This is a genomic window from Thermophilibacter immobilis, assembly GCF_015277515.1.
Classification (GTDB): Bacteria; Actinomycetota; Coriobacteriia; order Coriobacteriales; family Atopobiaceae; genus Thermophilibacter; species Thermophilibacter immobilis.
The window spans coordinates 1,440,272-1,466,121 of sequence record NZ_CP063767.1 but is presented as its reverse complement, the minus strand read 5'-3'; the positions used below and the strand labels follow the sequence as shown (position 1 = coordinate 1,466,121).

The window sequence follows — 25,850 nt, the reverse complement described above, 5'->3', positions numbered from 1 at the left end:
TTCTCCGCGATGTGCCAGCTGTAAAAATGGTAACTGTGTGCGTACCGGGGGACAGCGTACGTACCCTGGCAGGCGGGAGAGGAGCAGCGCCAGCGCCCTCGGATCCTCGCGCGCGGGATGGATGGACGGCATCGGGAGGCCCCTGACGGTCGTCCGCGAGGTGCTAGACTGGGAGTTCCCGTAGCTGCTCTTGAGGAGAGGTGCGCCCGTGAAGGTCCTCATCGTTCCCAACCACTCGCGTGACGATGCCATGCGCAGCGCGCGCCGCCTCGAGCGCTGGCTGGACGACCAGGGCGTCGAGGTCTCCTGGGCCCATGACAAGCGGCTCTATCCCCGCCTGAGCGTCGACGCGTCCGACTGCGACCTCGTGGTCTCCCTCGGCGGCGACGGCACGCTCCTGCGCGCGGCGCGCATCGTGGGATATGCCGGCGTCCCCATCGTGGGCATCTCCTACGGCCACCTCGGCTTTCTCACCTCGGCGGGCCCGGCCGACCTGATCGACACCGTGAGCTGTGCCCTGTCCGGAGAGCTGCACGCCTCCCGGCGCGCCACCCTCGACATCGAGTGCGCGTTCGATCACCCAGACGGCAGCACGCACGCCCAACACAGGTTCGCGCTCAACGACTTCGCGCTCTCGCGCGGCGGCCTGGGCGACATGGTCGAGTTCGACGTGTCCGTCTCGGGAAGGCACATCGACCGTCTGCGCGGCGACGGCTTCGTGGTCTCCACGGCGACGGGCTCCACGGGCTACGCCCTCGCGGCCGGCGGCCCCATCGTGACCCCGGAGTTCACGGGCATGGTGTGCGTGCCCATCGCCCCGCACACCATCCTCGCGCGTGCGTTTCTCACCGCGCCGTCCGACGTCGTGGAGATCGAGATCTCGCCTGAGCGGCCCGTGATGCGCCACTTCTTTGCCGACGGCCGACCCATCAATGACGAGGAGGGCAGCTGCGGCATGCGCGCCTCGGTGCGTCGCGGCCCCGGTGACGTCATCCTGCTCGATCGCGGCCAGGCGAGCTTCTACGACTCCGTCTCGCGCGTCTTCTACGGTCAGGTGGGCAAGTAGATGATCGACGAGCTTCGCGTGCGCGACGTCGCGCTGATTCACGAGGCGACCCTCGAGCCGGCCAGCGGCCTCACCGTCCTCACGGGCGAGACGGGGACGGGCAAGACGGCGCTGCTCTCCTCGATCAAGCTCCTGGTGGGGGAGCGCGCCGACGCGGGCATGGTCCGCGAGGGGGCCTCGGCTCTCGAGGTCGAGGGCCGCCTGTTCTCACGTGCGGGCGACGGGCAGGACGTGGTGGTCCGTCGGCGCGTGTCCTCGGACGGGCGGGGCCGCGTGGAGCTTGACGGCCGCATGGCGAGCGTGCGCGAGCTCGCGGCCCAGGTGGGCTCGACGGTCGACCTCTGCGGCCAGCACGAGCACCAGCGCCTCCTTGACGCGAGGACGCACGTCGAGATGCTCGACGCCTGGGCGGGTCCGGCCGCGGGCGATGCGCTCGCGGCGTATCAGGACGCGCTTGCCGCAGCGTCCGAGGCGTCTGCGGAGCTCGAGCGCGTGCGGGAGCGCAGCCGTGCGACGGGCGAGAAGCTCGACGAGGCGGCCTTCGTCACGCGGCGCATGGACGAGGTGGACCCCCGTCCAGGTGAGCTCGAGGAGCTCGAGGCCCAGCTTCCGCGCATCGAGCACGGCGAGGCCCTCGCGAGCGCCGCCGCGGGCGCGCGCGAGCTCCTGTCCGCAGACGGCGGCGCGCTCGACGCCCTGTCCGAGGCCGCGCGCGTCCTCACCGAGGCGGCGCGCTACGACGCGGCCCTGGAAACGTGGGCCCAGACGCTCGAGAGCGGCCTCATCGACATCGAGGACGTGGCCTCGGAGCTGCGCTCCTATGCCGACGAGGTGGACTTCGACCCCGACGAGCTCGAGCGCATGCAGGCGCGCCTGGCCCAGATCGAGGGCCTCATGCGCGCCTACGGCCCCCGCATGGCCGACGTCCTCGCTCGGCGCGCCTCGGCGCGCGAGGTCGTGGAGGCCGCCGGCGACGGCGGCGAGCGCGAGCGCGCGGCCACGCGGGAGGCGGCCCTGCGCGAGAAGGAGCTGGCGGCTGCGGCCGACGCCCTCGACGCCGCGCGCGCCGAGGCGGCGCCGCGCCTGGCGGCCGCCGTCAGCGAGCAGATGGCGGCCCTGGAGATGGGGGGCGCCGGGCTCGAGGTCGCACAGAAGCGGCTCGCGCGCGGGGAGTGGAGCCGGCGCGGCCCCTCCCGCGTGGAGTTTCTCTACCGCCCCGCTGCCGGCCTCACGGCGCGGCCGCTGCGGCGCATCGCCTCGGGCGGCGAGATCAGTCGCGTGATGCTGGCCTGCAAGGTTGTCCTCGGGGAGGCCGACGACTGTGACACCCTCGTCTTCGACGAGGTCGACGCCGGCGTGGGCGGGGCCACCGCCGTGGCCCTGGCGGGCGTGCTCGCGCGTCTCGCGACCACCCACCAGCTCATCGTGGTCACCCACCTCGCCCAGGTCGCCGTCGTGGCGGACCGGCACTACCTCGTGGAGAAGTCCGCAGGTGAGGTTCCCGAGACGAGCCTCGTGGAGATAGACGGGGAGGCTCGCGTCCGAGAGATCGCCCGCATGCTCAGCGGCGACACCGGCGAGGCCTCGCGCGACCTCGCGCGCGAGATGCTCGCGGCCCGGGCCCGCTAGGCGCGGGGCTGTGCAGTCGGTGAACGGCGTTGGCCGCAGGCCCCCGACGCGCTAACATAAAGACCCGTAGAAACGCTTCGAATGACTACGGGAAGGGTCCCCATGACCAAGCACATCTTCGTTACCGGCGGCGTCGTCTCCTCGCTCGGAAAGGGCATCACGGCAGCCTCGCTCGGCAGGCTTCTCAAGGCTCGCGGCTACAAGGTCATGATGCAGAAGGCCGACCCCTACCTTAACGTGGACCCGGGCACGATGAGCCCGTTTCAGCACGGCGAGGTCTTCGTGACCGAGGACGGCTACGAGTCCGACCTCGACCTCGGCCACTACGAGCGCTTCATCGACGAGAACCTCACGCGCAACTCCAACTTCACTACGGGAGCCATCTACCAGTCGCTCATCGCCCGCGAGCGCCAGGGGGACTTCCTTGGCGGCACCGTCCAGGTCATCCCCCACGTGACCAACGCGATCAAGGAGCGCTTCCGCCGCATCGAGGAGCAGACCGGCGCCGACGTGGTCATCACCGAGCTCGGCGGCACGATCGGCGACATCGAGGGTCAGGCGTTCGTCGAGGCCATCCGGCAGTTCCGCAAGGAGAAGGGCTACGAGGACTGCTGCATCATCCACGTGAGCCTCGTGCCGTACATCGCGGCGGCCCACGAGGTCAAGACCAAGCCCACGCAGCACTCGGTCCGCGAGCTCAGGTCCATGGGCATTCAGCCCGACTTCATCGTCTGCCGCTCCGACCACGAGGTCGACGCCGACATTCGCGCCAAGATCGCGAGCTTCTGCGACGTCGAGTGCGACTGCGTCTTCGAGAACTCGGACTGCCCGTCCATCTACGACGTGCCGGCCCACCTGGCCGAGCAGGGCTTCGACCGCAAGGTCTGCGAGCGTCTGAGCCTGGACCCGCGCACGGGCGACATGAGCCGCTGGTACGACTTCACGTCCGCCATGCACGCCGCCAACGCACGCGCCGACGTCACCCGGATTCGCGTCGTGGGCAAGTATACGCAGCTGCCCGACGCGTACCTCTCGGTCATCGAGGCGCTGCACCACTCCGGCGTCGCCTTTGGCCGCCACATGGACATCGAGCTCGTGGATGGTGAGGAGCTCTCCGAGGACAACGTCGAGGAGGTTCTGGGAGACGCGGACGGCATCCTCGTGCCCGGCGGCTTCGGCCTGCGCGGCATCGAGGGCAAGGTCTGCGCCGCCCGACGCGCGCGCACGCTCAAGGTGCCCTACCTCGGTATCTGCCTGGGCCTGCAGGTGGCCGTCTGCGAGTTCGCCCGCGACGTCTGCGACATGCCCGGCGCCTCCTCCACGGAGTTCGTGCCCGACTGCGCCTACCCGGTGATTGACCTCATGCCCGATCAGGCCGACGTCACCGACAAGGGCGGCACCATGCGCCTGGGCGCCTACCCCTGCAAGGTCGTGACCGGCACGCTCGCCGAGGAGGCCTATGCGGAGCCGCTCGTTTACGAGCGCCACCGTCACCGCTACGAGGTCAACAATGCCTTCCGTGACCGCCTCACGGCGGCGGGTCTCAAGATCTCGGGTCTGTCCCCTGACGAGCGCCTCGTCGAGATGGTCGAGCTGCCCGAGGACGTCCACCCCTGGTTCGTGGCGAGCCAGGCCCATCCCGAGTTCAAGAGCCGCCCCGACCGGCCGGCACCGCTCTTCCGCGAGTTCGTGCGCGCCGCGATCGCCCGTCACGAGGGGTGCGACCGTCACGAGGTCACGGCGCTCGCCTAGCCGAGCGCGGGAGGGGAGTCTGAGGAGGATGGAGCTTTCCCGCGCCCGCGAGGAGTACCTGGACTACCTCGCCGTGGAGCGCGGGAGCTCGCCCAACACGCTCGACGCCTACGGACGCGATCTGGCTCGCTACGTCGCGTGGCTCGCCGAGCGCGGGGTCACGGAACCGGCCGGCGTGGACCGTGCGCTCATCGAGGAGCACGTGGCCGCCCTCGTCGAGGTGGGGCTCGCACCCTCCTCGGTGGAGCGCTCGGTCTCGGCGATCAAGGGGTTCCATCGCTTCATGGTGGCCGACGAGCTCAGCGCCGCGAGCCCCGCCGCGGACGTGCCCCTGCCCGCCAAGCCCCGACGCCTTCCGGACGTGATCTCCGTCGAGGCCGCCTCGGCCCTGCTCGACCAGCCGTTCGCCTCCACGCCGTGCGGCCTGCGCGACCACGCGATCCTCGAGGTTCTCTACGGCTGCGGCCTGCGCGCGAGCGAGCTCACGGGACTCGACGTGCGCTCCGTCGACCTGCCCCAGGAGGTGCTGCGGGTCCTGGGCAAGGGCTCCAAGGAGCGCATCGTCCCCATCATGGGCTCTGCCGCCCGGGCGCTCGACGCCTATCTCGAGCGCGGCCGGGGCGCGCTGGCGGGCCGGCGCCCGGAGCCCGCCGTCTTTCTCAACGCCCACGGCGGGCGGCTCTCCCGGCAGTCGGTCCACGCGATCGTCGAGCGCTACGGGCGCGTGGTGGGGATTCGCGGCCTGCACCCGCACACGCTGCGCCACAGCTTTGCCACGCACCTCTTGGAGGGCGGTGCCGACCTGAGGGTCGTCCAGGAGCTTCTCGGCCACGTCAGCATCGCGACCACGCAGCTCTACACGCATATAGACCGCACGCACCTGCGGCGCATCTACCTCGCCGCGCATCCCCGTGCCAACGCCACTGACGGGCGCGGGGACGGGCGTCCGGGTCCTGTCGGCCGCTCATAGATCGAGGGCTGGGGCATACTGCGAGGCGCTCTGCTTACGAGTTCGGGGGCGTGGCGCGCGCCGCGGTTCCCAGGCGTGCCCTGGCGGCCGATTCATGAGCGCGCCACGCCGGCTCCGAGCATTCCGCGCTTCGGATACCGTCTTAGGTGTGGGACGGTGTCCCACCACGGTGAGCTGGCGCTTCTCGGCTCAAAGGCAAGCATTTAGCGAGCGACCTGCGCATTCATCCCCCGAACACAAAATGTTTCGATAAAAGGGGAACGCGCAGGTTCGCTTTAGTGGCCTCTACGTATTCAAACACAACATCTGGGGTCTCATAGCGACATCTCCAACCGCTCAGGGGGCAATTCCAACCATAGGGTGTCGCAAAGTGTTTTTTGGTGTCGGAAAGTGTGGCTAATGACGTATAGTGATTGGCACGTTCCGCACAGGGTCCGTCCCTGCCGTGAGGGAAGGGAGACAAGACATGCTCATTGGCGCGTATCCGATGTCCGTGGATGCCAAGGCGCGTGTCACGCTTCCCTCCGCCTTTCGCAGGCAGATGGACAAGACGATAGTCCTCGTCCCCTTTGCAGGACACGTGAACGGCTTCACCCAGCAGGACTTCACGACGTGGCTGAACGGCCTGTTCGACCACGGCGAGGAGCGCTTCAACCCGCGCGATCGTCGCGACGCGAAGCTCAAGAGCGGCATACTCGGTGCCGCCCTGGAGGTTGACCTCGACAGCGCCGGACGCCTCGCGCTCGGCAAGCTCGACGCCTCCAAGCCCGGCTCGCGCGAGCGCCTGGGCCTCACGGCGGACGTCGTGGTCGTGGGCCAGGAGGACCATTTCGAGGTGTGGAACGCCCAGAAGTGGAACGCCGAGCAGGAGAGCTTCGAGGAGGACATCGACTCGCTGCTCTATGGCGACGAGGGAGCTCGGTGAAGGTCTTGACAAGAGAATATCGGCACGTACCCGTTATGCTCGCCGAGACTCTGACCGAGCTCGGTCCCCAGCCGGGAGAGGTGGTCTGCGACTGCACCCTCGGAGGGGCCGGACACGCGGTGGAGCTTGCGAGGCGGGTGGCTCCCGAGGGTCTGCTCCTGGGCATCGACCAGGATGACGCAGCCCTCGAGGCGGCGGCTGAGCGCCTTGGGCGCGAGGCCGCAGAGGCGAGGGTGCGTCTGCTCAAGGGCAACTTCGGCGATTTGGACGAGCTTCTGGTCGCGGCCGAGGTCCCCGGCGTGGACTGCTTCCTCTTCGACCTCGGCGTCTCGTCACCCCAGCTCGACGTCCCCGAGAGGGGCTTCTCGTACCACGAGGACGCCCCGCTCGACATGCGCATGAATTCGGGGAACCACACCCTTACCGCAGCAGAGGTCGTGAACACCTACACCGAAGCAGACCTCACCCGAATCCTTCGCGTCTACGGCGACGAGCGCTTCGCGAGTCGTATCGCCCACCGCATCGTGGAGACGAGAGCCCAGGAGCCCCTCGAGACGACCCTCCAGCTCGTGGATGTCATCAAGCGTTCCATCCCCGCAGCGGCCAGGCGACATGGCGGGCACCCGGCGAGAAAGACCTTCCAGGCCCTGCGCATCGAGGTCAACCACGAGCTCGACGTACTCGACCGCGGGCTCAGGGCGGCCGCTCGCTGGGCCAACCCGGGCGGGAGGATCTGCGTCATCTCCTACCACTCGCTGGAGGACCGCATCGTGAAGCACGTCTTCACGGAGCTCTCCCAGGGCTGCACCTGCCCACCGGATCTTCCGGTCTGCGTGTGCGGTCACGTGCCGATAGTCGAGGTCAGGACGAGAAGGCCCCTCGTCGCGTCTGACGAGGAGGTCGCGGCGAACCCGAGGTCGCGCAGCGCCCTCATGCGCGTGGCGGTCAAGCTCGACGCCGAAGGATGAGAAGAAGGATGTGGCCGGCCCGCGCCGTCTACATAGCACGTCAAACGAGGTAGCACGCAGCACCACGAAGCTTAAACGCAGCACCATCGCAGCACTCACGTCGTAGAGGCCCCAACCCTGTAGTAACTCTTAAGGTCACTCAGGTAACCCTCGAGGAAAGGCGTCAACGAGCCCTCGAGTTCCCTGCGTACCTGCAACCGTAGCAAGCACAGCGGCCCACCGGCTGCGCAAAGACGAGGAAATCGTGATGAGGTACCAGGGGTCCGAGGCATACAGCATGGAAACGCCCGTCCGCAGGCGCGAGCGTCCGGAGCTCGAGGAGCGTCCCTCCTTCGAGGTCGTCTCCGGCGGCGGCCTCGACGCGAGCGCACGTCGCGGCGTCTCGGCCCAGTTCGTCTCCCGCCTGCGCGCCATCGCGCTCGCGGCGGCCGTCCTCATCGTCTTGGGCGCCGCGCGCGTCACGCTTGCGGCGGCCACCGTCTCGCTCCTGCAGGACAACGTCTCCACCAAGACGCAGATCAGCGAGGCCCAGAGCCTGAATGACGAGCTCAAGATCGAGCGTGCCGTGCTCTCGAGCAACTCTCGCATCAGCCGGATCGCGACCCAGAACTACGGCATGGTCCTGCCGGGCGAGCACGTGACGATCTCCCTGGACGATGCGCCCGACGACACATCCTCGGGCCAGGCCAGCTCAGCTGATGGGGAAGCTGCGCAGACCATGAGCGAGCCGTCCTCCCAGAGCGGCCTGGCGCTAGACTGACGAGCGTGACGCGCAACGACAGACAGAGCCGCCCCAGGCGGAGCAGGTATCCGGAGGCCTCGTATGACGAGGCCTCTCGTGCGCGGTACCGTGAGCGCGCCGAGCGACCCGGCGGCTCGGGCGAGGGGGGCTCGGATCGGGGGCTCGTGGTCACGCGCCGCGCGCTCGTGGGCCTTCTCGGCGTGGTGGCGCTGCGCCTCGCATGGCTCCAGGTGTGCTCACCGGACCTCGCCGGGGCGGCCGAGAAGCAGCGCACGAACGTGGTGACCCTGCACGCCAGGCGCGGCACGATCTACGACCGCAGCGGCAGCGTCCTCGCCATGAGCGTGGAGTGCGACACCGTCTACGCCAACCCCCAGGAGGTCAGCGACCCCTCGGGTGTCGCCGACGCGCTCGTCTCGAAGCTCGGCGGCCAGAAGGCCGACTACATGAGCCTGCTCACGCAGGACACGACCTTCGTCTACCTCCAGCGCAAGGTCGACCAGGACGTCGCGGACTCCCTGTCCGAACTGCTCTCGGAGAAAAACCTGACGGGTGTCTACTTTCTCGCGGACACCAAGCGCGTCTACCCCTACGAGGCCGTGGGCGCGCAGGTCCTGGGCTACGTGGACTCCTACGAGGGCACGGGCCTGTCGGGTCTCGAGTACCAGTACGACGAGCTGCTCTCGGGCACGGACGGGCAGATGCTCGTGGAGACCGGCCTCACCGGCACCCCCATCGCGGGCGGCGCCTCCCAGGTCGACGAGGCCCAGAACGGCACGGACATCGTGGTCGCGCTCGACATCGACCTGCAGGAGGCCTGCGAGAGCATCATTGCGGCCGCGATCGAGACCTATGACGCCGAGTCGGGCTCGGTCATGGTCGTCGACCCTCGGACCGGCGAGGTCCTGGCCGCGTGCTCGACGCCGCTGCCGGACTTCTCCGACCTCACCGACGCTACGGCCCTGAACCTCAAGCTCGTCTCGAGCTCCTTCGAACCCGGCTCCGTCTTCAAGGTGCTCACGACCTCGATCGGCTTTGACCTGGGCCTGTTCACCCCCGACTCGACCTATTCCGTCCCCACCTCCGTGCTCGTCGGCGACGACTACGTTACCGACGACGACAGCCGCGACTACACGATGGACATGACCGTGCGCGAGATGCTGAGACGCTCGTCGAACATCGCCATGGCCATGCTCGTCCAGGACGTGATCGGCGCCGAGCGCTTCTCGGAGGGGGTGGCGCGCTACGGCATCGGGGAGAAGACCGGTATCGACTTTCCCGGGGAGGAGGCCGGCCTCGTCAAGACCCTCGACGAATACGATGGGGCCACGGCGGGCTCCATGGCCTTCGGCCAGGCCGTCGCCGTCCCCATGGTCCAGGTCGTGCGCGCCTTTGCCACCGTGGCCAACGGGGGAATCCCCCTGACGCCGCACTTCCTCGTCTCGAAGGGGGAGGAGGAGGTCGCGTGGCCGGCCGGCGAGCGCGTCGTCTCGGCCGATGCCTGCAGCATGGAGACGGACGTCATGCGCACCGTCATGCAGGAGGGCACCGGCATGAACGGCCAGGTTGACGACTACGACATCGCCGGCAAGACCGGCACGGGCGAGCAGGCCTCGGCCGAGGGCGGCTACGAGTCCTACAGCTACGTCGCGTCCCTGTGCGGCTTCGCCAACGCGAGCGATCCCGAGGTCCTCGTCTACGTGGGCCTGAACGGCCTGCCGCACCTGGCGTCCCAGTCATCCGCGCTCGTCTTCCACGACGTCATGTCCCAGGCCGTCAGCATCCTGGGCGTCACGCCGGCGAGCTAGCTTCGGGAGGGGTTCTTCGATGATTCGCATGTCCGTTACCGACCTCGCGCGCGCCACGGGGGCGTCCGTGCTCCTGGGGGGCGCGAACGACGTTGCCGGCGAGGTCGTCATCGACTCGCGCGAGGTGAGCCCGTCCGGCCTGTTCGTGGCCTTCGCCGGCGAGCGCGTCGACGGCAACGCCTACCTCGCCCCCGCGGCCCGCGCGGGCGCCGCGGCCGTCGTGGCCACCGGCGAGGTCTGTCCCGACGCGCTCGAGGCGGCGCGAGGAGCCGGCTGCGCGGTCCTGCGCGCCGCCGGCGACGACGCCGAGGAGTTCCTGCTGCGCCTCGCCGGCCATTGGCGCGCGGCGCACCCCGACTGGCTCGTCGTGGGCGTGACGGGGTCGGTGGGCAAGACCACGACCAAGGACATGCTCGCCTGCGCGGTGGGCTTCCAGCGGCGCTGCCACGCCACGAGGGGTAACCTCAACAACCTGATCGGCCTGCCGCTCACCCTGCTCTCGACCCCCGAGGACACCGAGGTCGTCGTCTGCGAGCTCGGCATGAACCACCCGCACGAGATCGAGCGCATGGCCCGGGCCTGCGCCCCCACGCTCGGCGTCATCACCAACGTGGGCACGAGCCACATAGGGCTTCTGGGCAGCCGCGAGAACATCGCGCGCGCCAAGGCCGAGCTCGTGGGCGCCCTGGTGCCCCACGGCTCCCTCACCCCCGCGCTCGCGCTCACGAGCGCGGGGGACTTCACCGACTTCATCGTCGGCGGCTTCGCGCGCCCGGCCGGCGTGGACGTCGCGCTCGTGGGCTCCGGCCCCTCCGACGCGGTCCGCGCCACAGGCGTCAAGCTCGACGACGAGGGCCGCGCCACCCTCGAGCTGACCTGCTCCGACGGCTGGTCGCGCCCGGTTCGACTGCCCGTGCCCGGCAAGAGGGTCGTGGACGACCTCCTGCTCGCCGTGGCCGTCGTCTGGCGGCTCGGCCTCGATCGCGGCGCCTGCGTGGACGCGATCGAGCGCATGAGCGCCCCGCGCATGCGTCTCGAGGTGCGAGACGCGCCCTCGGGCGTCCGCGTGATCGACGACTCATACAACGCGTCCCCGGCCTCGATGGCCTCCTCGCTCGACGTGCTCCGCTCGATGAGCTGCGCGGGCCGTCGCGTCGCCGTGCTCGGTGAGATGGGCGAGTTGGGCCGCGAGGCCGCGCGCCTGCACGGCTACGTGGGGGCCTACGCTGCCTCTACGGCTCCTGACCTGCTCGTGCTCGTCGGCGACGCCCTGGCCGACGAGATGGCCGAAGCGGCGCGCACGATGGGCCTCTCCGAGGACGCCATCGAGCGCTTCGACAGCGCGCAGGCCGCCCTCGACGTGATGGGTCCCGTGCTCGCCGCGGGCGACCTCGTGCTCGTCAAGGCGTCGCGCGCCGCCGGACTCGACAGCTTCGTGAGGGGAGTGCTCGCCTGATGATCGGAAATCCTGCCTATCCTACCTACCAGGTGTTTCTTGCCATTGCCATCGCCGCTGCGGTGACGGGCCTTCTGATGCCGCTCTTCATCAGGCTCATGCGCTACGAGGGGCTGGGGCAGCAGATCCGCGCCGACGGCCCCCAGCGCCACCTCGTGAAGCAGGGGACCCCCACCATGGGCGGGATTGTGATCCTCGTGGGCGTGCTCGTGACCTGCGCGCTTCTCGCCCGCTGGACCACCGACCTGGTCCTGGCCGTCGTCGTGACGCTCGCCACGGGGTCCCTGGGCCTGCTCGACGACGTCGAGTCCGTCGCGCACGGCCGCTCGCTCGGGCTCACGCCCCCGCAGAAGATGGCCGGTCTCGTCCTTGTCTCGGTCGCCTTCTGCCTGGTCGCCGTCAACGTCTGCGGCATCTCGGCCGAGGTGCGCTTCCCGGGAGGGGCCGCCGTGGACCTGGGCGTCATCACCTGGGCTCCCGAGGTCGCCGGCACGACCGTCCAGGTGCCCGTGCTCTACGTCGTCTTCGTCTTCCTGCTCATGGCGGGCCTCTCCAACGCCGTCAACCTCACCGACGGACTCGACGGCCTGTCCGGCGGCTGCACGATGGTGGTCATGCTCGTCATGGCGATGGTGGCCTTCAACTACGAGGAGGTCAACCTCGCGATCTTCGCCGCCTCGATCGCGGGTGCCTGCGTGGGCTTTCTCTGGCACAACTGCTACCCGGCCACGATCTTCATGGGCGACACGGGCTCGCTCGCCCTGGGCGCGGCCTTCGCGGCGCTCGCGGTGCTCACCAAGACCGAGGTCACTTCGCTCGTCATGGGCGGCCTGTTCATCGTCGAGGCGCTCTCCGTCATCATCCAGGTCGCGAGCTTCAAGCTCACGGGCAAGCGCGTCTTCCTCATGGCTCCCATCCACCATCACTTCGAGAAGAAGGGCTGGTCGGAGACGAAGGTCGTCACGCGCTTCTGGATCGTCTCGGCGGCCTTCGCGGCGCTCGGCTTCGCGCTCTACTTCCAGCTCGGCTAGGGGGCTCACGTGACCTCGCACACTTCCCAGGCACCTCTCGGCGACGTGCTCGTGCTCGGTCTCGGCCGCACGGGGACCAGCGTGGCACGCTACCTTGCCACGCTCCCCGCGGGCCGCGTGCGCTCCGTCACCCTGTACGGCGGCACCTCCTCTGAGCCTGGCGAGGCCTCTTGCGCGCTCGAGGGGCTCGGCGTCGCCGTGGCCTTGGGCACCGACGAGGTCCGCGGCCGCTTCGACCTCGCCGTGGCCTCCCCCGGCATCCCGGAGCGCTCCGCGTTCTTTCGCGCGGCCGCGGCCACCTCGACCGAGGTCATAGGCGAGCCCGAGTTCGCCTACCGCGAGAGCCCGGCGCGCTGGGTGGCCATCACGGGGACCAACGGTAAGACCACGACGACGTCTCTGACCACGCACGTCCTTTTGAGCGCCGGCCTGAGCGCGGAGTCCGTGGGCAACATCGGCACCAACGTCTGCGACCGCGTCCGCGAGCGTCCGCAGGACAGCTGGTTCGTCGCGGAGCTGTCGAGCTTCCAGCTCGCCACGACGCGCCTGCTGCACCCCCGCGTCGCGGTCCTGCTCAACCTCACGCCCGACCACCTCGAGTGGCACGGCACCCTCGAGGCCTACGCCGCCGCCAAGGAGCGCGTCTTCGCCAACCTGGACGCGCGCGACCTCGCGGTCGTCTCGGTCGACGACGAGCCCTGCCGCGCGGTCCGCGACCGCCTCGCCCAGCGCGACCTGCGCGTCTGCGAGCTCTCCGTCTGCGGCGCGCCCGAGTCTGCCTGTGCCGCCTTCCTGCGTGAGGGCATGCTCGTGGTGCGCCTCGACGGCGTCGAGCACGTCCTCGTCGCGGCCGACGAACTCCAGATCCGGGGGCTCCACAACGCCGAGAACGCGCTCGCGGCCGCGGCCGTGGCCCTCGAGCTTGGCGTCAGCGAAGAGGCCGCGGCCGCGGCCGTGCGCACCTTCTCGCCGATCGAGCACCGCATCGAGCCGGTCGCGACCGTCCGCGGCGTGAGCTTCATCAACGACTCCAAGGCCACCAACACCGACTCCGTGGAGAAGGCCCTCACGGCCTTTGCCGCTGGCACGGTCGTGGTGCTGCTCGGCGGCCACGACAAGGGGACCGACCTCGCCTCGCTCGCGCGCGCCGTCTGCGCGCGCTGCCGCGTGGCCGTCTGCTTCGGGGCGGCGGGCGAGCGCATCGCGGCCGCCCTCGAGGACGCGCGAGACGCGCGTGACGAGAAGGACCCCGCCCTCGTCGTCCTGCGTGCGGCGCACCTGCGCGAGGCCTTCACAGCTGCCGTGGCCGCTGCGCGGCCGCACGATACGGTGCTCCTCTCGCCGGCGTGCTCGTCGTTCGACGAGTTCTCCAACATGGCCGAGCGTGGCCGCGCCTTCAAGGGCCTCGTGCGCGACCTCGCGCGGGGGGGGGAGTAGCATGGCCGCAGCCGGGACACGGCGCGGGGGTCGCCCCCAAAGCGCGCCCCCGAGGCGCGGCGCGTCCGTCGTGCCCGAGCGCTTCATGCGCCCGCGCCTGATCCTCTACGTCATTGCGGCGATCCTCGTGGGCTTCGGCCTCCTGATGGTCTACTCGGCCTCGTCGGTCACGGCCCTCGCCGACATGGGCGACGCGGCCTACTATCTCAAGAGGCAGCTCGGCTTTGCCGCGGTGGGGCTCGTCTTGGCCCTTCTTCTCGCCCGAAGCGACTACCATCTGTGGAGCCGCCGCCTCCTACGCCCGATCTGGTTCGCCACGATACTCATCCTCCTTCTGGTCTTCACGCCCTTCGCGGGCCAGGACGCGCTCGGCGCGAACCGCTGGATCAACATCGGGGGCTTCGGCCTGCAGCCCTCGGAGTTCGCCAAGATCACGATCGTGCTCACGGCCGCCAACCTCGCCGAGGGCTACTTCGAGGAGGGCTCGCTCACGTGGCGCGAGTTCGTGAAGCTCTTGGTCGTTGGCGTGGGCGTCCCGCTCGCGCTCATCATCGTCCAGCCCGACAAGGGCTCGACGATGGTCCTGGGCATCACCATCGTGGTCATGGGCTACCTCGCCGGCCTGCCCAAGCGCTACCTGGTGGGGTTTCTCGTCGCCGGCCTCCTGGCCTTCTTTGCGCTCTCCCTCAAGGACGACTACTCGCGCCAGCGCTTCCTCACCATGCTCAACCCCTGGGCCGACCCCTACGGTACCGGCTACCAGCTCATCCAGGGCTTCTACGCTTTTGCCTCGGGGGGCCTGCTTGGCGTCGGCATCGGCTTCTCCAAGCAGAAGTACTCCTACCTGCCCATGGCCCACAACGACTTCATCTTCGCCGTCATCGGCGAGGAGTGCGGGCTGGTGGGCGCGCTGGGGCTTCTCGCGGGCTTCGCGCTGTTCCTCTGGGCGGGCCTTGAGATTGCGCGTCACGCGCCCGACCTGGCCGGCCGCCTCATCGCGGCGGGCTGCAGCTCGCTCGTGATCGTTCAGCTCCTGCTCAACGTCGCGGGCGTCCTGGGCATCTTCCCCCTGTCCGGCAAGCCCATCCCGTTCGTCTCGTACGGCGGGTCCTCCATCATCGCGAGCCTCATGCTCGTGGGGCTGATCGCTTCCGTGTCCCGTCACTCCCGCCTGCCCGAGACCACCCATGACAGCGCTCGCCGCTCGTGGAGGGTCTCCGAGGCCGCCGGCGCTCCTGCCGCCTACGACGCCCCGTCGCTCGTGGGCGAGCCGCGCCGTCGCTCCGAGCGCGCCACGGCCGACCGGCGCTCGTCGCGCCCGAGGGGCTTTTCGGTCGTGGCCGGCGGCGCGCGGCCGCGTGGGAGCGCCCCGGGCGGCCCCCGCGTCCGGAGTGCGACGGGAGAGGGGCCACGCAGGAGAATCGACCTCGGGCCGGGGGCTGCGGAGCGCCTGCGCAACGGCGGCTCCGGCCCGAGGACCAGATGAGAGGAGACACCATGGGCGAGGGGACCCTCGAGGTCGCGATCGCGGCCGGCGGCACGGCGGGCCACATCAACCCGGCGCTCGCGCTCGCCGAGGAGCTCAGGGAGCGCGGTCATCACGTGAGGTTCTACGGGCAGACGGCCAAGCTCGAGGGCCGCCTCGTCCCCGAGGCCGGCTTCGAGCTCGTGCCCATCGTGGTCTCGGGCTTCGATCGCTCCCGCCCGTGGACGCTCGCGACCTCTCTCGTGCAGATGCGCCGCGCCGAGCGCCAGATGCGCCGGCGCTTCGCCGACGAGGGCGCCCCCGACGTGGCCGTGGGCTTTGGCGCCTACGTCGAGATGGCCCTTCTCGCCTGCTGCCGCTCCGCGGGCGTCCCGTACGTCCTGCACGAGCAGAACTCCGTGCCGGGGCTCGCTAACAAGGCGCTCGCGTCTCACGCCGCCGCCGTGTGCATCTCGGTGCCCGCCGCGCACGTGGCCTTCGAGCACGCGGGGCTCGCCCCCGAGTCGGTCGTGCTGACGGGCAACCCCGTGCGCCGCAGCGTCGTGTCGGCGACCCGCGCCTCCGGGCGTGCGGTCTTTGGGGTCCCCGAGGATCAGGAGATGCTCGTCGTCTCTGGCGGCTCGCTCGGCGCCCGCCACGTCAACGAGGCGATCAGCCGCCTCAAGGGCGAGCTCCTCGCGCGCGAGGAGCTCGTGATCGTGCACTCCACGGGCGCCGACGACTTCGACCGCACCGTCGCCGCGCTCGCGCTTTCCCCCGTCGAGCAGCTCCGCTGGCGCGTGGCGCCCTACGTCTCCAACATGGGGGACGCGCTCGCGGCCGCCGACCTCGTGGTCTCGCGCGCCGGGGCGTCCTCGATCGCGGAGATCGCCGCCACGGCCGCGCCGAGCGTGCTCGTGCCGTACCCCCACGCGACGGCCGACCACCAGACCACCAACGCGCGCTACCTCGTGGACGCGGGCGCGGCGCTACTCGTCTCCGACGACCAGCTCGATGAGCCCGCCTTCCCCGAGGCGCTTCTCGGCCTCGTCGACGACCCCGCCCGTCGCGCGAGGATGCGCTCGGCGGCTGCCGGCCTGGGCCAGGACCGCGCCGCGTCCGCCCTCGCAGACCGCGTGGAGAGCGTCGCGCGCGCGGACGAGACCGTGGGCATGGGCTAAAGTGGAACAGTCTGCGCGCCCGAACCGGGTCGCGCACGGAAAAGAGCAGACGGAAGGTAGACCCATGTCCGAGCAGACCCACATCGCAAGCGCCCACTTCATCGGCATCGGGGGCGCCGGCATGAGCGGCATCGCCCTCGTGCTCCACGAGCGGGGCTGCAAGGTGACGGGCTCGGACCTCAAGAGCTCCCACTACGTCCGCGAGCTCGAGCGTGCCGGCGTGGACGTGCGCGTGGGTCACGAGGCCGCCACGATCGACGAGGTGGCCCCCCAGGTCGTGGTCACCTCCACCGCCATCCCCGAGTCCAATCCCGAGGTCATGCGCGCCCGCGAGCTGGGCATCCCCATCTGGCCGCGCGCCAAGATGCTGTCATGGCTCTCGGGCACCGCCCGCACCGTGGCGGTGGCCGGCACGCACGGCAAGACCACCACGTCCTCCATGGTCGCCACGATGCTCGACCGCCTGGGGCTCGACCCGTCCTTCCTCATCGGAGGCATCGTGGAGGGCTACGACACCAACGGAAGGAACGGCTCCGGCGAGCACTTCGTCTGCGAGGCCGACGAGTCCGACGGGTCCTTCCTCTACCTCAACCCGAGCGTGGTCGTGGTCACCAACATCGAGGCGGACCACCTCGACCACTACGGCACCCTCGCCAACCTCGAGAAGACCTTCTGCACGTTCATGGGCCTCGTGGGCGAGAGGGGCACGGTGGTGGCCAACGGCGACAGCGCGCGGGTGGTCGAGCTCGCCCGCTCGACGGGCAGGCGCACGGTGAGCTACGGCTTCGACGAGTCCTGCGACTACGTGTGCGTGCCCGAGGACTCCCACCATGGCCTCGAGTCCAACCTCTCGGTGCGCCTGCCGGGCGCGCGGGGGCCCGTCCACGTGACCATTCACGCCAACCCCGGCCGTCACAACATGGCCAACGCGACGGCGGCCGTCGCGGTGGCCGACGTGCTCGGCCTCGACCCCGCGGCCGCCGCGGCCGCGCTCAGCCAGTTCAAGGGCGCCCGCCGCCGCTTCACGCACGTGGGCAACGTGGCGGGCGTGACCGTCGTCGACGACTACGGACACCACCCCACCGAGATCGCGGCCACCCTGGGGGCCGCTGCCGACCTCTCCTTCGAGCGCGTGGTCTGCGTCTTCCAGCCCCATCGCTACAGCCGCACCCAGGCTCTCGCCGACCAGTTCGGCCGCGCCTTCGACCATGCCGACGTCCTGCGCGTCATGGACGTCTTCTCGGCCGGCGAGCTACCCATCCCCGGCGTGTCGGGCAAGACGGTCGCCCAGTCGGTTCTCGCGCACGGCCACGTGGACAACGTGGCCTACGTGCCCAATCGCCGCCAGCTCATCGACGACCTCTGCGAGCTCGTCCGTCCCGGCGACCTGCTCATTACGCAGGGGGCGGGTGACGTGACCTCGATCGGCCCGTCGTTTATCGCCGCGATGCGCGCGCGAGAGGGCGGGCAGCGCGCGTGAGCGTCTTCAACGCCTACATGAGCCTGTCGGGTGCCGTCGACGCGGACGTCCTGCGCGCGGAGAGCCTCGCGCGCAGGACCACCTATCGCATCGGCGGCCCCGCCGCCCTTCTCGTCGTCGCGCACGGCTACGCCGCGCTCGCGCGCACCCTTGCCGTTCTGGAGCAGGAGGGCGTGGCCTGGGTCATCGTGGGGAAGGGCTCCAACCTGCTCGTCGCAGACCGAGGCTACGACGGATGCGTGATCGTGCTGGACAAGGAGTTCGCGCGCCTCGCCGTGGGCGAGGACGCGACCATCACCGCCGGGGCGGGCGTCGTGCTCTCCAAGGTGGTCAACGAGGCGCTCAAGGCGTCTGTGGCGGGGCTCGCGTGCTGTGCCGGCATCCCCGGCACGCTGGGCGGCGCCGTCTCGATGAACGCGGGGGACCGCCGCGAGGGGCTCGGGGCGCGCGTCCGCGACCTTGTGGTCCTGCGCCCGGGGAAGGGCCTGCACCGCTACGCGGGATCCGACGTCGAGTGGGGGCAGCGCTCCACCTCGCTTCCCACCTCGGAGATCGTCCTCGAGGCGACCTTCGCGCTCGAGCGCACGGCGCAGGCAGACATCGCCCGGGACATGGAGTCGCGCCTGCGCCGCAGACGCGAGACGCAGCCGCTCGGCGCCCCGAGCGCGGGGGCGGTCTTTCGCGACCCTCCCGAGCGCTCCGTCGCCCTGCTGATCGAGTCCTGCGGGCTCGGGGGCCTTGCGGTGGGGGGCGCGCAGCTCTCCGGCGAGAACCCCAACTTCATCCTCAACCGGGGGGGCGCCACGGCCGCCGACGTCGTGGCCGTCATGGGCCGCGTCCACGACAGCGTCTGGGAGCGCTGCGGGGTGGACCTCTCCTGCGCGGTCAAGCTCCTCGGCTTCGGCGCGTAGGGGGACCCATGGCGAGAAGCGAGTCAAGGCGGCCGACGCCGCGTCAGAAGTCCCCCGCGAAGGCGGGCTCGTCGCGCACGTCGCGCACGGCGAAGACGTCCCGCGCGCCCCGAGCGAGGCCCCCGCGCTCCGCGGGAGGCTCCCGCGCCCCCAAGGCCGCCCGCCCGCTCGGCTCCATGGCGCCGCACGCGGGCACGCGTCCCGCCTTCTTGGATCGCGCCGCCTCGGGGCCCGTGTCGAGCGCTCGTCCCGCGCCCGGGCGCGAGCGACGCCAGCGCTATCAGCGCGCGCAGGCCATGCGGGTCGTGGCCCTGGTGGCCGCAGGCCTTGCGGCGCTCGCCCTGGTGGGCCTCGTCGCCTTCTTCGTGCTCCGCGGCTCGTCGGCGTTCGCGATCGCGCAGGTGGAGGTCGAGCCGACCGAGCACGTGTCGCAGGAGGACATCCAGAAGCTCGTGCAGGTGCCCGCGGGCTCGACCCTGCTCAACGTGGACACCTCCGCTCTCGAGGCCGACCTCAGGCGCAACCCCTGGGTCGCCTCGGTGAGCTTCGAGCGCGCCTTCCCCTCGACCCTCAAGATGACCATCACCGAGCAGGACGTCGACATGCTCGTGGTGATGAGCTCCGGTTCGCTCGCCTGGTACCTCGGGGACGCGGGGGTGTGGATCGAGCCCGCAAAGATCCAGACCGTCGAGGGCCAGTCGCTCGACGACGTCGCCCTCGGCATGGCGACCTCCGAGGGGTGCCTCCTGGTGACCGACGTCCCCGCCACGGTTGACCCCGAGTCGGGGGCGCAGGCGACCGACGAAGTGCTGACGGCCGTCCAGGCCTTCCGCGAGGGCTTCTCGGCAGACTTCTCCGCGCAGGTCGTGAGCTACGCGGCCCCCTCGCCCGACAGCGTCTCGTGCACCCTCAAAAACGGCGTCGAGGTGCTCCTGGGATCGGCCACGGACATCTCCACGAAGGAGCAGGTCGTCTTGCGCTACCTCGAGAAGTACCCCGACAACCTGCTGTACCTCAACGTCCGCGTGGTGTCGAACCCCGCCGTGCGCACCGTCGAGTCCGACAACGTCCAGGCCGGCAGCGGGGAGGCCGCCACGGGCGACGCGGCGTAGCCGTCCTTCTTCTCGGTCTCTTCTCGCAGGTGAGCGGTAGGGCTCCTGACGTGGTGATTCCATGATTGCTCCACACGGTTTGACGGGGGACCCTCAAGTGTGCCAAGATACGTCGCTTTATCTAAAGCGTTGAGCTTAACTTGAGCTTTAGGGTTTCTGCCAGCGCCGCGTCAAGGTCTGGCATGAAAGAGATGCAAGCGCATGCAGAGTTGCGAGAGGGTCCCAACGAGGAGGACACGATGATCAAGGACACCGACACGCTCAGTAACTACCTCGCCGTGATCAAGGTCGTGGGCGTGGGTGGCGGCGGAACCAACGCCGTGAACCGCATGATCGAGGAGGGGATTCGCGGCGTCGAGTTCGTCGCCGTGAACACCGACGCCCAGGCGCTGGCGATCTCCGACGCCGACATCAAGGTCCACATCGGGACCGACATCACCAAGGGTCTGGGTGCCGGCGCCAACCCCGAGGTGGGCAAGGAGTCCGCCGAGGACTCCCGCGACGAGCTCAAGGCGGCGCTGGCCGGCTCCGACATGGTCTTCATCACCGCGGGCGAGGGCGGTGGCACCGGCACCGGCGCCGCCCCGGTCGTGGCCGACATCGCCAAGAACGACGTGGGCGCCCTCACTGTCGGCGTCGTCACCAAGCCCTTCACCTTCGAGGGGCGCAAGCGCTACACCTCGGCCACCGACGGCATCTCCTCCCTGTCCGAGAACGTCGACACGCTCATCGTGATCCCCAACGACCGCCTGCTCGACCTCTCCGAGAAGAAGACCACCATGCTCGAGGCCTTCCGCATGGCCGACGACGTCTTGTGCCAGGGCACCCAGGGGATCACGGACCTCATCACGGTCCCCGGCCTCATCAACCTCGACTTCGCCGACGTCTGCACCATCATGAAGGGCGCGGGCACCGCCATGATGGGCATCGGGACCGCCTCCGGTGACAACCGCGCCACCGACGCCGCCGAGGAGGCCATCTCCAGCCGCCTGCTCGAGAGCTCCATCGACGGCGCCACGCGCGTCCTTCTCTCCATCGCCGGCAACAAGGACCTCGGCATCCAGGAGATCAACGACGCCGCCGACCTCGTGGCCAAAAACGTCGACCCCGAGGCCAACATCATCTTCGGCACCGTTGTGGACGAGTCCCTGGGCGACCAGGTCCGCGTGACCGTCATCGCCACGGGCTTCAACGACTCCAACGTCCAGCAGACGCTGCCCTCGATGTCGATGCCCTCCGCCCGCCCGTCCTCCTCGCCGCGCGAGCGCACCACGCACGCCCCCGCTCCCGCCGCGGCAAGCCGCCCGTCGAGCTCGTCTTCGGCCAACGACAAGGAGTTCGACATCCCGGACTTCCTGAAGCGCAGCCGCATCTAACGATGCCCTCGCTGGACAGATATCACGTGGGAGACGTGACCCTGCTCTCTGACACCGCCGGAGAGGGGGTCGCGTTCGCCTTCACCGAGCGCACGGGCGGGGTCTCCGCGACCCCCTATGCCTCGCTCAACCTGGGCTCGCGCTGCGGGGACGACCCCGCCTGCGTGGCCGAGAACCGCCGTCGGGCCCTCGCGGCCCTGGGGGCGGCCGATCTGGCCGCGCGCCTCGTGTGCCCTCACCAGGTCCACGGCGACCGGGTGGTCGTCGTGCGCTCGGGCGCCCCGGACGAGGTGTCGCGCGCCCAAAAGGGGGCCGAGACGGGAGCCGACGCCGTGGTCTGCGTGGCCGAGGACGTGCCGGCGCTCCTGTGCTTCGCCGACTGCGTCCCCGTGGTCCTCGTGGCCCCGCATGGCTTCGCCGTCGTGCACTCGGGCTGGCGCGGGACCCTCGCGCGCATCTCGGCCACGGCGGCGCGCACGCTCGCGAACGAGGCCGGATGCGCGACCTCGGAGCTTCTCGCCTACGTGGGACCGCACGTGGGGGCCTGTGACTACGAGGTGTCGGACGAGCTCGCGGCGCGCTTCGTTGCGGAGTTTGGCGGCGTCGTCTGCCAGGGACGTCACCTCGACCTCTCTCGCGCCGTGCGCGCGGCCCTCGCCGAGGCGGGCGTGGGCGCGCAGGCGGTGGCCGAGGTCACGGCCTCGACGGCGTCGAGCACGGGCCGGTTCTTCTCGTACCGGTCGGAGGACGGCGCCTGCGGACGTCACGGGGCCCTCGCGCTCATGAGGTCTCGTCCGTGGACGTGGCCCACAGGTGCGCGCGTCGAGGAGGGGGAGCGGTTTCAATGAGCATGAGCGAGGACACGTACGAGGACTTCCTCCTGCGTCGGCACCGGGAGATCGGTGCGCTGATCGCGCAGGCTGCCGGGCGCTCGGGTCGCGACGCCTCCGAGGTCCGTGCCCTGGCGGTCTCCAAGACCGTCGGATTCGAGGAGGTTCTCGCCGCGTGGCGCGCCGGGTGGCGCGCGTTCGGCGAGAACCGGCCCCAGGAGCTGGTCCGCAAGCTCGACGCCGCCCAGGCGACGCCCGAGATGGCGGGCGTGCGCTTCGACATGATCGGCAACCTGCAGAAGAACAAGATCAACCAGGTGCTTGGGCGCGCCACGCTCGTCCACTCCCTCTCGTCGGAGCACCTCGCCCGCGCGGTCTCCGCGCGCAGCGAGGCGCGCGGGCTCACGACGGACGTGCTCCTGGAGACAAACGTCTCCGGGGAGGCCTCCAAGTCGGGCTTCTCGCCCGACGAGCTGCGCGCTTCCGCGGAGCGCCTCGTGGGCCTTTCGGGCATTCGCGTGCGCGGCCTCATGACGATGGCGCCCGCGCATGACGCCACCGCCGCGCGCAGGACCTTCTCGGGCCTGCGCGCGCTGGCCGAAGATCTGCGCGAGCGCACGGGCCTCGCCCTCGACGTGCTCTCGTGCGGCATGAGCGACGACTTCAGCATTGCGGTGGAGGAGGGCTCTACCCTCGTCCGCCTGGGTAGGTGCGTGTTCGACCAGGACTATCGCCTGCATTAGGACGACGTTTGCGCGTGCAGCCGCCGCGCGACAGAAAAGGAGAAGACCATGGGCTTTCTCGACTCTCTCAAGCAGCGCATCCACGGGGACGCGGATGACAACTACTACGAGGACGACTACTACGAAGAGGGCTACGAGGGCGACGGGGACGACTACGCGCCCGAGCAGCGCGAGCGGCGCCGGGACACGGGCTCGAGCACGCGCCTTCTGGGGACCACGCCGCGCCCCGAGGCCGAGAGCGTCTCGGTCTACACGCGCTCGGGGCGCCCAGTGGGTCCCGCGACCACCGACTACGAGCCCCGCGCGACGCGCGCCCCGCGCACCTACGCGGAGCCCGCGCCGGTCGAGCCGTACGTTCCGAGCTACGACGCCCCCCTGGGCGGCTCCGGCGCTCCCACGCCCGGAGACCTGGGCCCCAAGACCATTGCCCGCGTGAGCTCGGGCCAGCTGCCCCCCTACGTGCTCAAGCCCGTCTCCTACGACGACGTCCAGACCGTCGTGCGCCGCGTGCGCACCAGCCAGCCGGTCGTCATCGTGTTCCGCAACACCAACATCGAGACGGCCAAGCGCATTCTCGACTTCTGCTTCGGGCTGTCCTTCGGCCTGAACGGCGAGGTGCGCGAGCTGGGCGACCGCGTCTTCGCGGTGCTGCCGGCCGGCATCGACCTCTCTCGGTCCGACCTCGACAAGCTCGTCGCCGACGGCGACCTTATCCGCTAGGGGGCGCCATGACCGAGAGGAGCGCGCTGGGCGCGCAGGTCGCAGGCATCGTCGGGGGAGGCTCCATGGGGGGCGCCATCGCGCGCGGCCTCGTGGAGTCGGGCTCGCTCGCGGCCGAGCGCGTGCTCGTCGCGGATCACGGGCAGGAGCACCGCCGCGCCCTGGCCGAGCTCGGCATCCGCACGTTTCCCGACGAGGGGGAGCTTCTCGCCGAGGAGCCCGGCGTGGTGGTGCTCGCGGTCAAGCCGCAGGTCCTGCCGCAGGTGATGGCATCCGTCGCGCCGTCGTGCGCGGGCAGGCTCGTGATCTCCATCGCGGCCGGCGTGCCCCTGTCCGCCCTTGAGGCGGCGCTTCCCGGTGCTCGCCTGGTGCGCGCCATGCCCAACCTGCCCGTCCAGGTGCGGTCGGGCGCCACGGTGCTCGCTACCGGCCCCACGGCCACGCCTGCCGACGTCGAGCTCGCCCGCGAGCTCTTCTTGGCCCTGGGGGCCGCGAGCGTCATGCGCGAGGACCAGCTCGACGTCGCCGGCGCCGCGGTGGGCTGCGCGCCGGCCTTCTTCGCGCTGTTTGTGGACGCCCTCACGCGCGCCGGGCTGCGCGCCGGCCTGCCGGCTGCCGGCTGCCGCGAACTCGTGGAGACCACGATGCGTGGCTGCGCCGAGCAGCTCCTGGACGAGGGGGTCCACCCGCGCGCTTACCTCGAGCGGGTGACGTCTCCGGGCGGGACCACCGCAGCCGCCCTCTTCGCGCTCGAGCCCGCCCTCGTCGAGGGATCGTACGCCGCCGTCGACGCCGCCCTCGCACGCACCCGCGAGCTCGCCGGCGCGTAGGAACATCCAGAAAGGCAGGCTCATGACGCTCTACACCGTCGCCTCGCTCATCCAGAAGATCTTCTACCTCTACGAGGGCCTCATCTTCGTGTGGATTCTCATGTCGTGGATCCCGCGCCGGCCGGGCGGCCTCGTCGAGGACATTCGCGGCGCCCTCGGCATGCTCGTGGAGCCCTACCTCAACCTCTTCAGGCGCTTTATCCCGCCCTTCGGAGGCATCGACTTCTCGCCGATTGTGGCGATATTCGTCCTTGGCCTCATCGAGCGTCTCATCCTGTCCATCATTTTGTAGAATTCTGTACTGTGCACGGTTGCGCGGGTCTCGCCCCGCGCCCCGACGAAGCGAAAGGGAACAAGAATGGCAATCACACCCGCGGACATCGAACAGCAGACCTTCTCTCCCTCCAAGCACGGCTATGACACCGAGGAGGTCGATTCCTTCCTCGAGCAGCTCGCCGGTGAGATCGACGCGATGCTCCAGAAGATCGCGGACCTCAAGGGCCGCCTAACCAGCTCCGAGCAGCAGCTTGCCTCCGCCCAGGCACAGATCGCCAACCTCGAGGAGCAGGGCACCGTGCTCGCCGCCCCCGTGCCCGCGCCGGTGGCTGCCGCGAGCGCGCCCGTCGACTCCCTGGGTGCCTCCGAGCGCCAGATCTCCCAGGTCCTCATCGTCGCCCAGCAGTCTGCCGACAAGCTCGTCGCCGACGCGCGCGACAACGCCGAGCGCATCCGCAACGATGCCGACGCCAAGGCCCGCGAGGTCATCCGCCAGGCCCTCGCCGAGAAGCAGAACGAGCTCGACGAGATCGACCGCCTCAAGCAGTCCCGCGAGGACTTCCGCGGCGCGTACCACAAGCTGCTCCAGAAGTTCATGGACGACGCCGAGGCCGTCTTCCCCACGCAGATGTCGCTCTCCTCGTCCCCCACGGGCTCCGCAGGCAGCACGCGCGACGTGACCCCCGCGCCCGTCGCGGTCTCCGCGCAGGTGTCCGCGCCCTCTGCGATGCCGCCCGCAGGTCTCGGCGACTTCGGGGACCTCGACTAAGCACTCTTCTCGCGCGTCTTCGCAGCCGCCCCGGGCATCGCGCTCGGGGCGGCTTTTTTGGCGCGCGCCGCGCCGCTTCTCTCGCTATTCTTCTCGCCGAGCCTGCCACTATGCACAGAACGCCACCCTCAGCGCGCCGTTTTGTGCATAGTGGCAGGCTCGTGGCGCGCGGGCCTCTCGTTGCCAAAGAGGCGGCGCCGGGCCAGGTACCGCTCGCCGAAGCGCCCCGTCAGCTGGGGCGCGAACGGGGGAGGATGTCGGGCCACGACGGCGCGCGGGAGGCGCAGGAGGGGAGAAGAGCATGAGCGGGAGGGTCGCCACCTTGCTCAGCGAGGCCGAGGCCGCAGGCAGCTGCCTGGCTGCCTCCCGTCGC

General features: G+C 70.2%; 23 protein-coding genes. All 23 read left to right on the top strand.

Annotation, left to right across the window (positions count from 1 at the left end; all coding sequences use genetic code 11):
* Window positions 1-208: 208 nt before the first annotated feature.
* The 23 genes from INP52_RS06580 to INP52_RS06470 all read left to right on the top strand — a co-directional run bounded on the left by INP52_RS06580 (window position 209) and on the right by INP52_RS06470 (window position 25,477).
* The gene (locus INP52_RS06580) at window positions 209-1,066 is read left to right on the top strand and encodes an NAD(+)/NADH kinase (RefSeq protein ID WP_194370164.1); all 858 of its coding nucleotides are present in this window, start codon (window positions 209-211) and stop codon (window positions 1,064-1,066) included.
* Complete coding sequence (locus INP52_RS06575) at window positions 1,067-2,695, top strand: DNA repair protein RecN (RefSeq protein ID WP_194370162.1); 1,629 nt, start codon at window positions 1,067-1,069, stop codon at window positions 2,693-2,695.
* A gap of 102 nt (window positions 2,696-2,797) precedes the next feature.
* Window positions 2,798-4,447 (top strand): CTP synthase, encoded by a 1,650-nt coding sequence (locus INP52_RS06570; RefSeq protein WP_194370160.1) that lies wholly within the window; start codon window positions 2,798-2,800, stop codon window positions 4,445-4,447.
* 28 nt (window positions 4,448-4,475) lie between these two features.
* The gene (locus tag INP52_RS06565; protein WP_194370158.1) at window positions 4,476-5,417 is read left to right on the top strand and encodes a site-specific tyrosine recombinase XerD; all 942 of its coding nucleotides are present in this window, start codon (window positions 4,476-4,478) and stop codon (window positions 5,415-5,417) included.
* A 466-nt stretch (window positions 5,418-5,883) separates the two neighbouring features.
* Window positions 5,884-6,342: a division/cell wall cluster transcriptional repressor MraZ gene (locus INP52_RS06560; RefSeq protein WP_194370156.1), complete on the top strand. Its 459-nt coding sequence runs from the start codon at window positions 5,884-5,886 to the stop codon at window positions 6,340-6,342.
* Window positions 6,343-6,377: 35 nt separating this feature from the next.
* Entirely contained in the window at window positions 6,378-7,310 is a 933-nt protein-coding gene (gene rsmH, locus INP52_RS06555; protein WP_232364349.1) for a 16S rRNA (cytosine(1402)-N(4))-methyltransferase RsmH, read from the top strand.
* Between the two features lie 247 nt (window positions 7,311-7,557).
* On the top strand, window positions 7,558-8,070 hold the full coding sequence (locus INP52_RS06550) for an FtsB/FtsL family cell division protein (protein WP_194370154.1): 513 nt from the start codon (window positions 7,558-7,560) through the stop codon (window positions 8,068-8,070).
* A 5-nt stretch (window positions 8,071-8,075) separates the two neighbouring features.
* The gene (locus INP52_RS06545; RefSeq protein ID WP_228478284.1) at window positions 8,076-9,860 is read left to right on the top strand and encodes a peptidoglycan D,D-transpeptidase FtsI family protein; all 1,785 of its coding nucleotides are present in this window, start codon (window positions 8,076-8,078) and stop codon (window positions 9,858-9,860) included.
* A 19-nt stretch (window positions 9,861-9,879) separates the two neighbouring features.
* Window positions 9,880-11,316: a UDP-N-acetylmuramoyl-tripeptide--D-alanyl-D-alanine ligase gene (locus INP52_RS06540; RefSeq protein WP_194370152.1), complete on the top strand. Its 1,437-nt coding sequence runs from the start codon at window positions 9,880-9,882 to the stop codon at window positions 11,314-11,316.
* Entirely contained in the window at window positions 11,316-12,347 is a 1,032-nt protein-coding gene (mraY, locus tag INP52_RS06535) for a phospho-N-acetylmuramoyl-pentapeptide-transferase (protein WP_194370150.1), read from the top strand. The genes INP52_RS06540 and mraY overlap by 1 nt, the downstream gene beginning before the upstream one ends.
* Before the next feature lie 9 nt (window positions 12,348-12,356).
* Window positions 12,357-13,784: a UDP-N-acetylmuramoyl-L-alanine--D-glutamate ligase gene (murD, locus tag INP52_RS06530; protein WP_194370149.1), complete on the top strand. Its 1,428-nt coding sequence runs from the start codon at window positions 12,357-12,359 to the stop codon at window positions 13,782-13,784.
* A 1-nt stretch (window position 13,785) separates the two neighbouring features.
* Window positions 13,786-15,270 carry a putative lipid II flippase FtsW gene (ftsW, locus tag INP52_RS06525; RefSeq protein WP_194370147.1) on the top strand — a complete coding sequence of 495 codons (1,485 nt, stop codon included), beginning with the start codon at window positions 13,786-13,788 and terminating at the stop codon, window positions 15,268-15,270.
* Window positions 15,271-15,281: 11 nt separating this feature from the next.
* Window positions 15,282-16,430 carry a UDP-N-acetylglucosamine--N-acetylmuramyl-(pentapeptide) pyrophosphoryl-undecaprenol N-acetylglucosamine transferase gene (locus INP52_RS06520; protein WP_194370145.1) on the top strand — a complete coding sequence of 383 codons (1,149 nt, stop codon included), beginning with the start codon at window positions 15,282-15,284 and terminating at the stop codon, window positions 16,428-16,430.
* A 64-nt stretch (window positions 16,431-16,494) separates the two neighbouring features.
* Entirely contained in the window at window positions 16,495-17,910 is a 1,416-nt protein-coding gene (murC, locus tag INP52_RS06515; RefSeq protein ID WP_194370143.1) for a UDP-N-acetylmuramate--L-alanine ligase, read from the top strand.
* Window positions 17,907-18,821: a UDP-N-acetylmuramate dehydrogenase gene (gene murB / locus INP52_RS06510; protein WP_194370141.1), complete on the top strand. Its 915-nt coding sequence runs from the start codon at window positions 17,907-17,909 to the stop codon at window positions 18,819-18,821. The genes murC and murB overlap by 4 nt, the downstream gene beginning before the upstream one ends.
* An 8-nt stretch (window positions 18,822-18,829) precedes the next feature.
* On the top strand, window positions 18,830-19,933 hold the full coding sequence (locus tag INP52_RS06505; RefSeq protein ID WP_194370138.1) for a cell division protein FtsQ/DivIB: 1,104 nt from the start codon (window positions 18,830-18,832) through the stop codon (window positions 19,931-19,933).
* A gap of 239 nt (window positions 19,934-20,172) precedes the next feature.
* On the top strand, window positions 20,173-21,309 hold the full coding sequence (ftsZ, locus tag INP52_RS06500) for a cell division protein FtsZ (protein WP_194370136.1): 1,137 nt from the start codon (window positions 20,173-20,175) through the stop codon (window positions 21,307-21,309).
* Between the two features lie 26 nt (window positions 21,310-21,335).
* Window positions 21,336-22,157, top strand: a complete 822-nt coding sequence (locus tag INP52_RS06495; RefSeq protein ID WP_228478283.1) for a polyphenol oxidase family protein — start codon at window positions 21,336-21,338, stop codon at window positions 22,155-22,157.
* Window positions 22,158-22,159: 2 nt separating this feature from the next.
* Entirely contained in the window at window positions 22,160-22,882 is a 723-nt protein-coding gene (locus INP52_RS06490) for a YggS family pyridoxal phosphate-dependent enzyme (protein ID WP_194370132.1), read from the top strand.
* A gap of 48 nt (window positions 22,883-22,930) precedes the next feature.
* Window positions 22,931-23,602, top strand: a complete 672-nt coding sequence (locus tag INP52_RS06485; protein ID WP_194370130.1) for a cell division protein SepF — start codon at window positions 22,931-22,933, stop codon at window positions 23,600-23,602.
* 8 nt (window positions 23,603-23,610) lie between these two features.
* On the top strand, window positions 23,611-24,432 hold the full coding sequence (gene proC, locus INP52_RS06480; RefSeq protein ID WP_194370128.1) for a pyrroline-5-carboxylate reductase: 822 nt from the start codon (window positions 23,611-23,613) through the stop codon (window positions 24,430-24,432).
* A 22-nt stretch (window positions 24,433-24,454) separates the two neighbouring features.
* A complete protein-coding gene (locus tag INP52_RS06475) occupies window positions 24,455-24,724 on the top strand; it encodes a YggT family protein (RefSeq protein ID WP_194370126.1) in 270 nt (89 codons plus the stop codon).
* Between the two features lie 66 nt (window positions 24,725-24,790).
* Entirely contained in the window at window positions 24,791-25,477 is a 687-nt protein-coding gene (locus INP52_RS06470; RefSeq protein ID WP_194370124.1) for a DivIVA domain-containing protein, read from the top strand.
* The last annotated feature ends 373 nt before the right edge of the window (window positions 25,478-25,850 follow it).

Coding starts and splice junctions, on each gene's coding strand:
- INP52_RS06575 (WP_194370162.1), top strand. CDS start 1,067: ATGATCGACGAGCTTCGCGTGCGCGACGTCGCGCTGATTCACGAGGCG.
- INP52_RS06570 (WP_194370160.1), top strand. CDS start 2,798: ATGACCAAGCACATCTTCGTTACCGGCGGCGTCGTCTCCTCGCTCGGA.
- INP52_RS06565 (WP_194370158.1), top strand. CDS start 4,476: ATGGAGCTTTCCCGCGCCCGCGAGGAGTACCTGGACTACCTCGCCGTG.
- INP52_RS06560 (WP_194370156.1), top strand. CDS start 5,884: ATGCTCATTGGCGCGTATCCGATGTCCGTGGATGCCAAGGCGCGTGTC.
- rsmH (WP_232364349.1), top strand. CDS start 6,378: ATGCTCGCCGAGACTCTGACCGAGCTCGGTCCCCAGCCGGGAGAGGTG.
- INP52_RS06550 (WP_194370154.1), top strand. CDS start 7,558: ATGAGGTACCAGGGGTCCGAGGCATACAGCATGGAAACGCCCGTCCGC.
- INP52_RS06540 (WP_194370152.1), top strand. CDS start 9,880: ATGATTCGCATGTCCGTTACCGACCTCGCGCGCGCCACGGGGGCGTCC.
- mraY (WP_194370150.1), top strand. CDS start 11,316: ATGATCGGAAATCCTGCCTATCCTACCTACCAGGTGTTTCTTGCCATT.
- ftsW (WP_194370147.1), top strand. CDS start 13,786: ATGGCCGCAGCCGGGACACGGCGCGGGGGTCGCCCCCAAAGCGCGCCC.
- INP52_RS06520 (WP_194370145.1), top strand. CDS start 15,282: ATGGGCGAGGGGACCCTCGAGGTCGCGATCGCGGCCGGCGGCACGGCG.
- murC (WP_194370143.1), top strand. CDS start 16,495: ATGTCCGAGCAGACCCACATCGCAAGCGCCCACTTCATCGGCATCGGG.
- INP52_RS06505 (WP_194370138.1), top strand. CDS start 18,830: ATGGCGAGAAGCGAGTCAAGGCGGCCGACGCCGCGTCAGAAGTCCCCC.
- ftsZ (WP_194370136.1), top strand. CDS start 20,173: ATGATCAAGGACACCGACACGCTCAGTAACTACCTCGCCGTGATCAAG.
- INP52_RS06490 (WP_194370132.1), top strand. CDS start 22,160: ATGAGCGAGGACACGTACGAGGACTTCCTCCTGCGTCGGCACCGGGAG.
- INP52_RS06485 (WP_194370130.1), top strand. CDS start 22,931: ATGGGCTTTCTCGACTCTCTCAAGCAGCGCATCCACGGGGACGCGGAT.
- proC (WP_194370128.1), top strand. CDS start 23,611: ATGACCGAGAGGAGCGCGCTGGGCGCGCAGGTCGCAGGCATCGTCGGG.
- INP52_RS06475 (WP_194370126.1), top strand. CDS start 24,455: ATGACGCTCTACACCGTCGCCTCGCTCATCCAGAAGATCTTCTACCTC.
- INP52_RS06470 (WP_194370124.1), top strand. CDS start 24,791: ATGGCAATCACACCCGCGGACATCGAACAGCAGACCTTCTCTCCCTCC.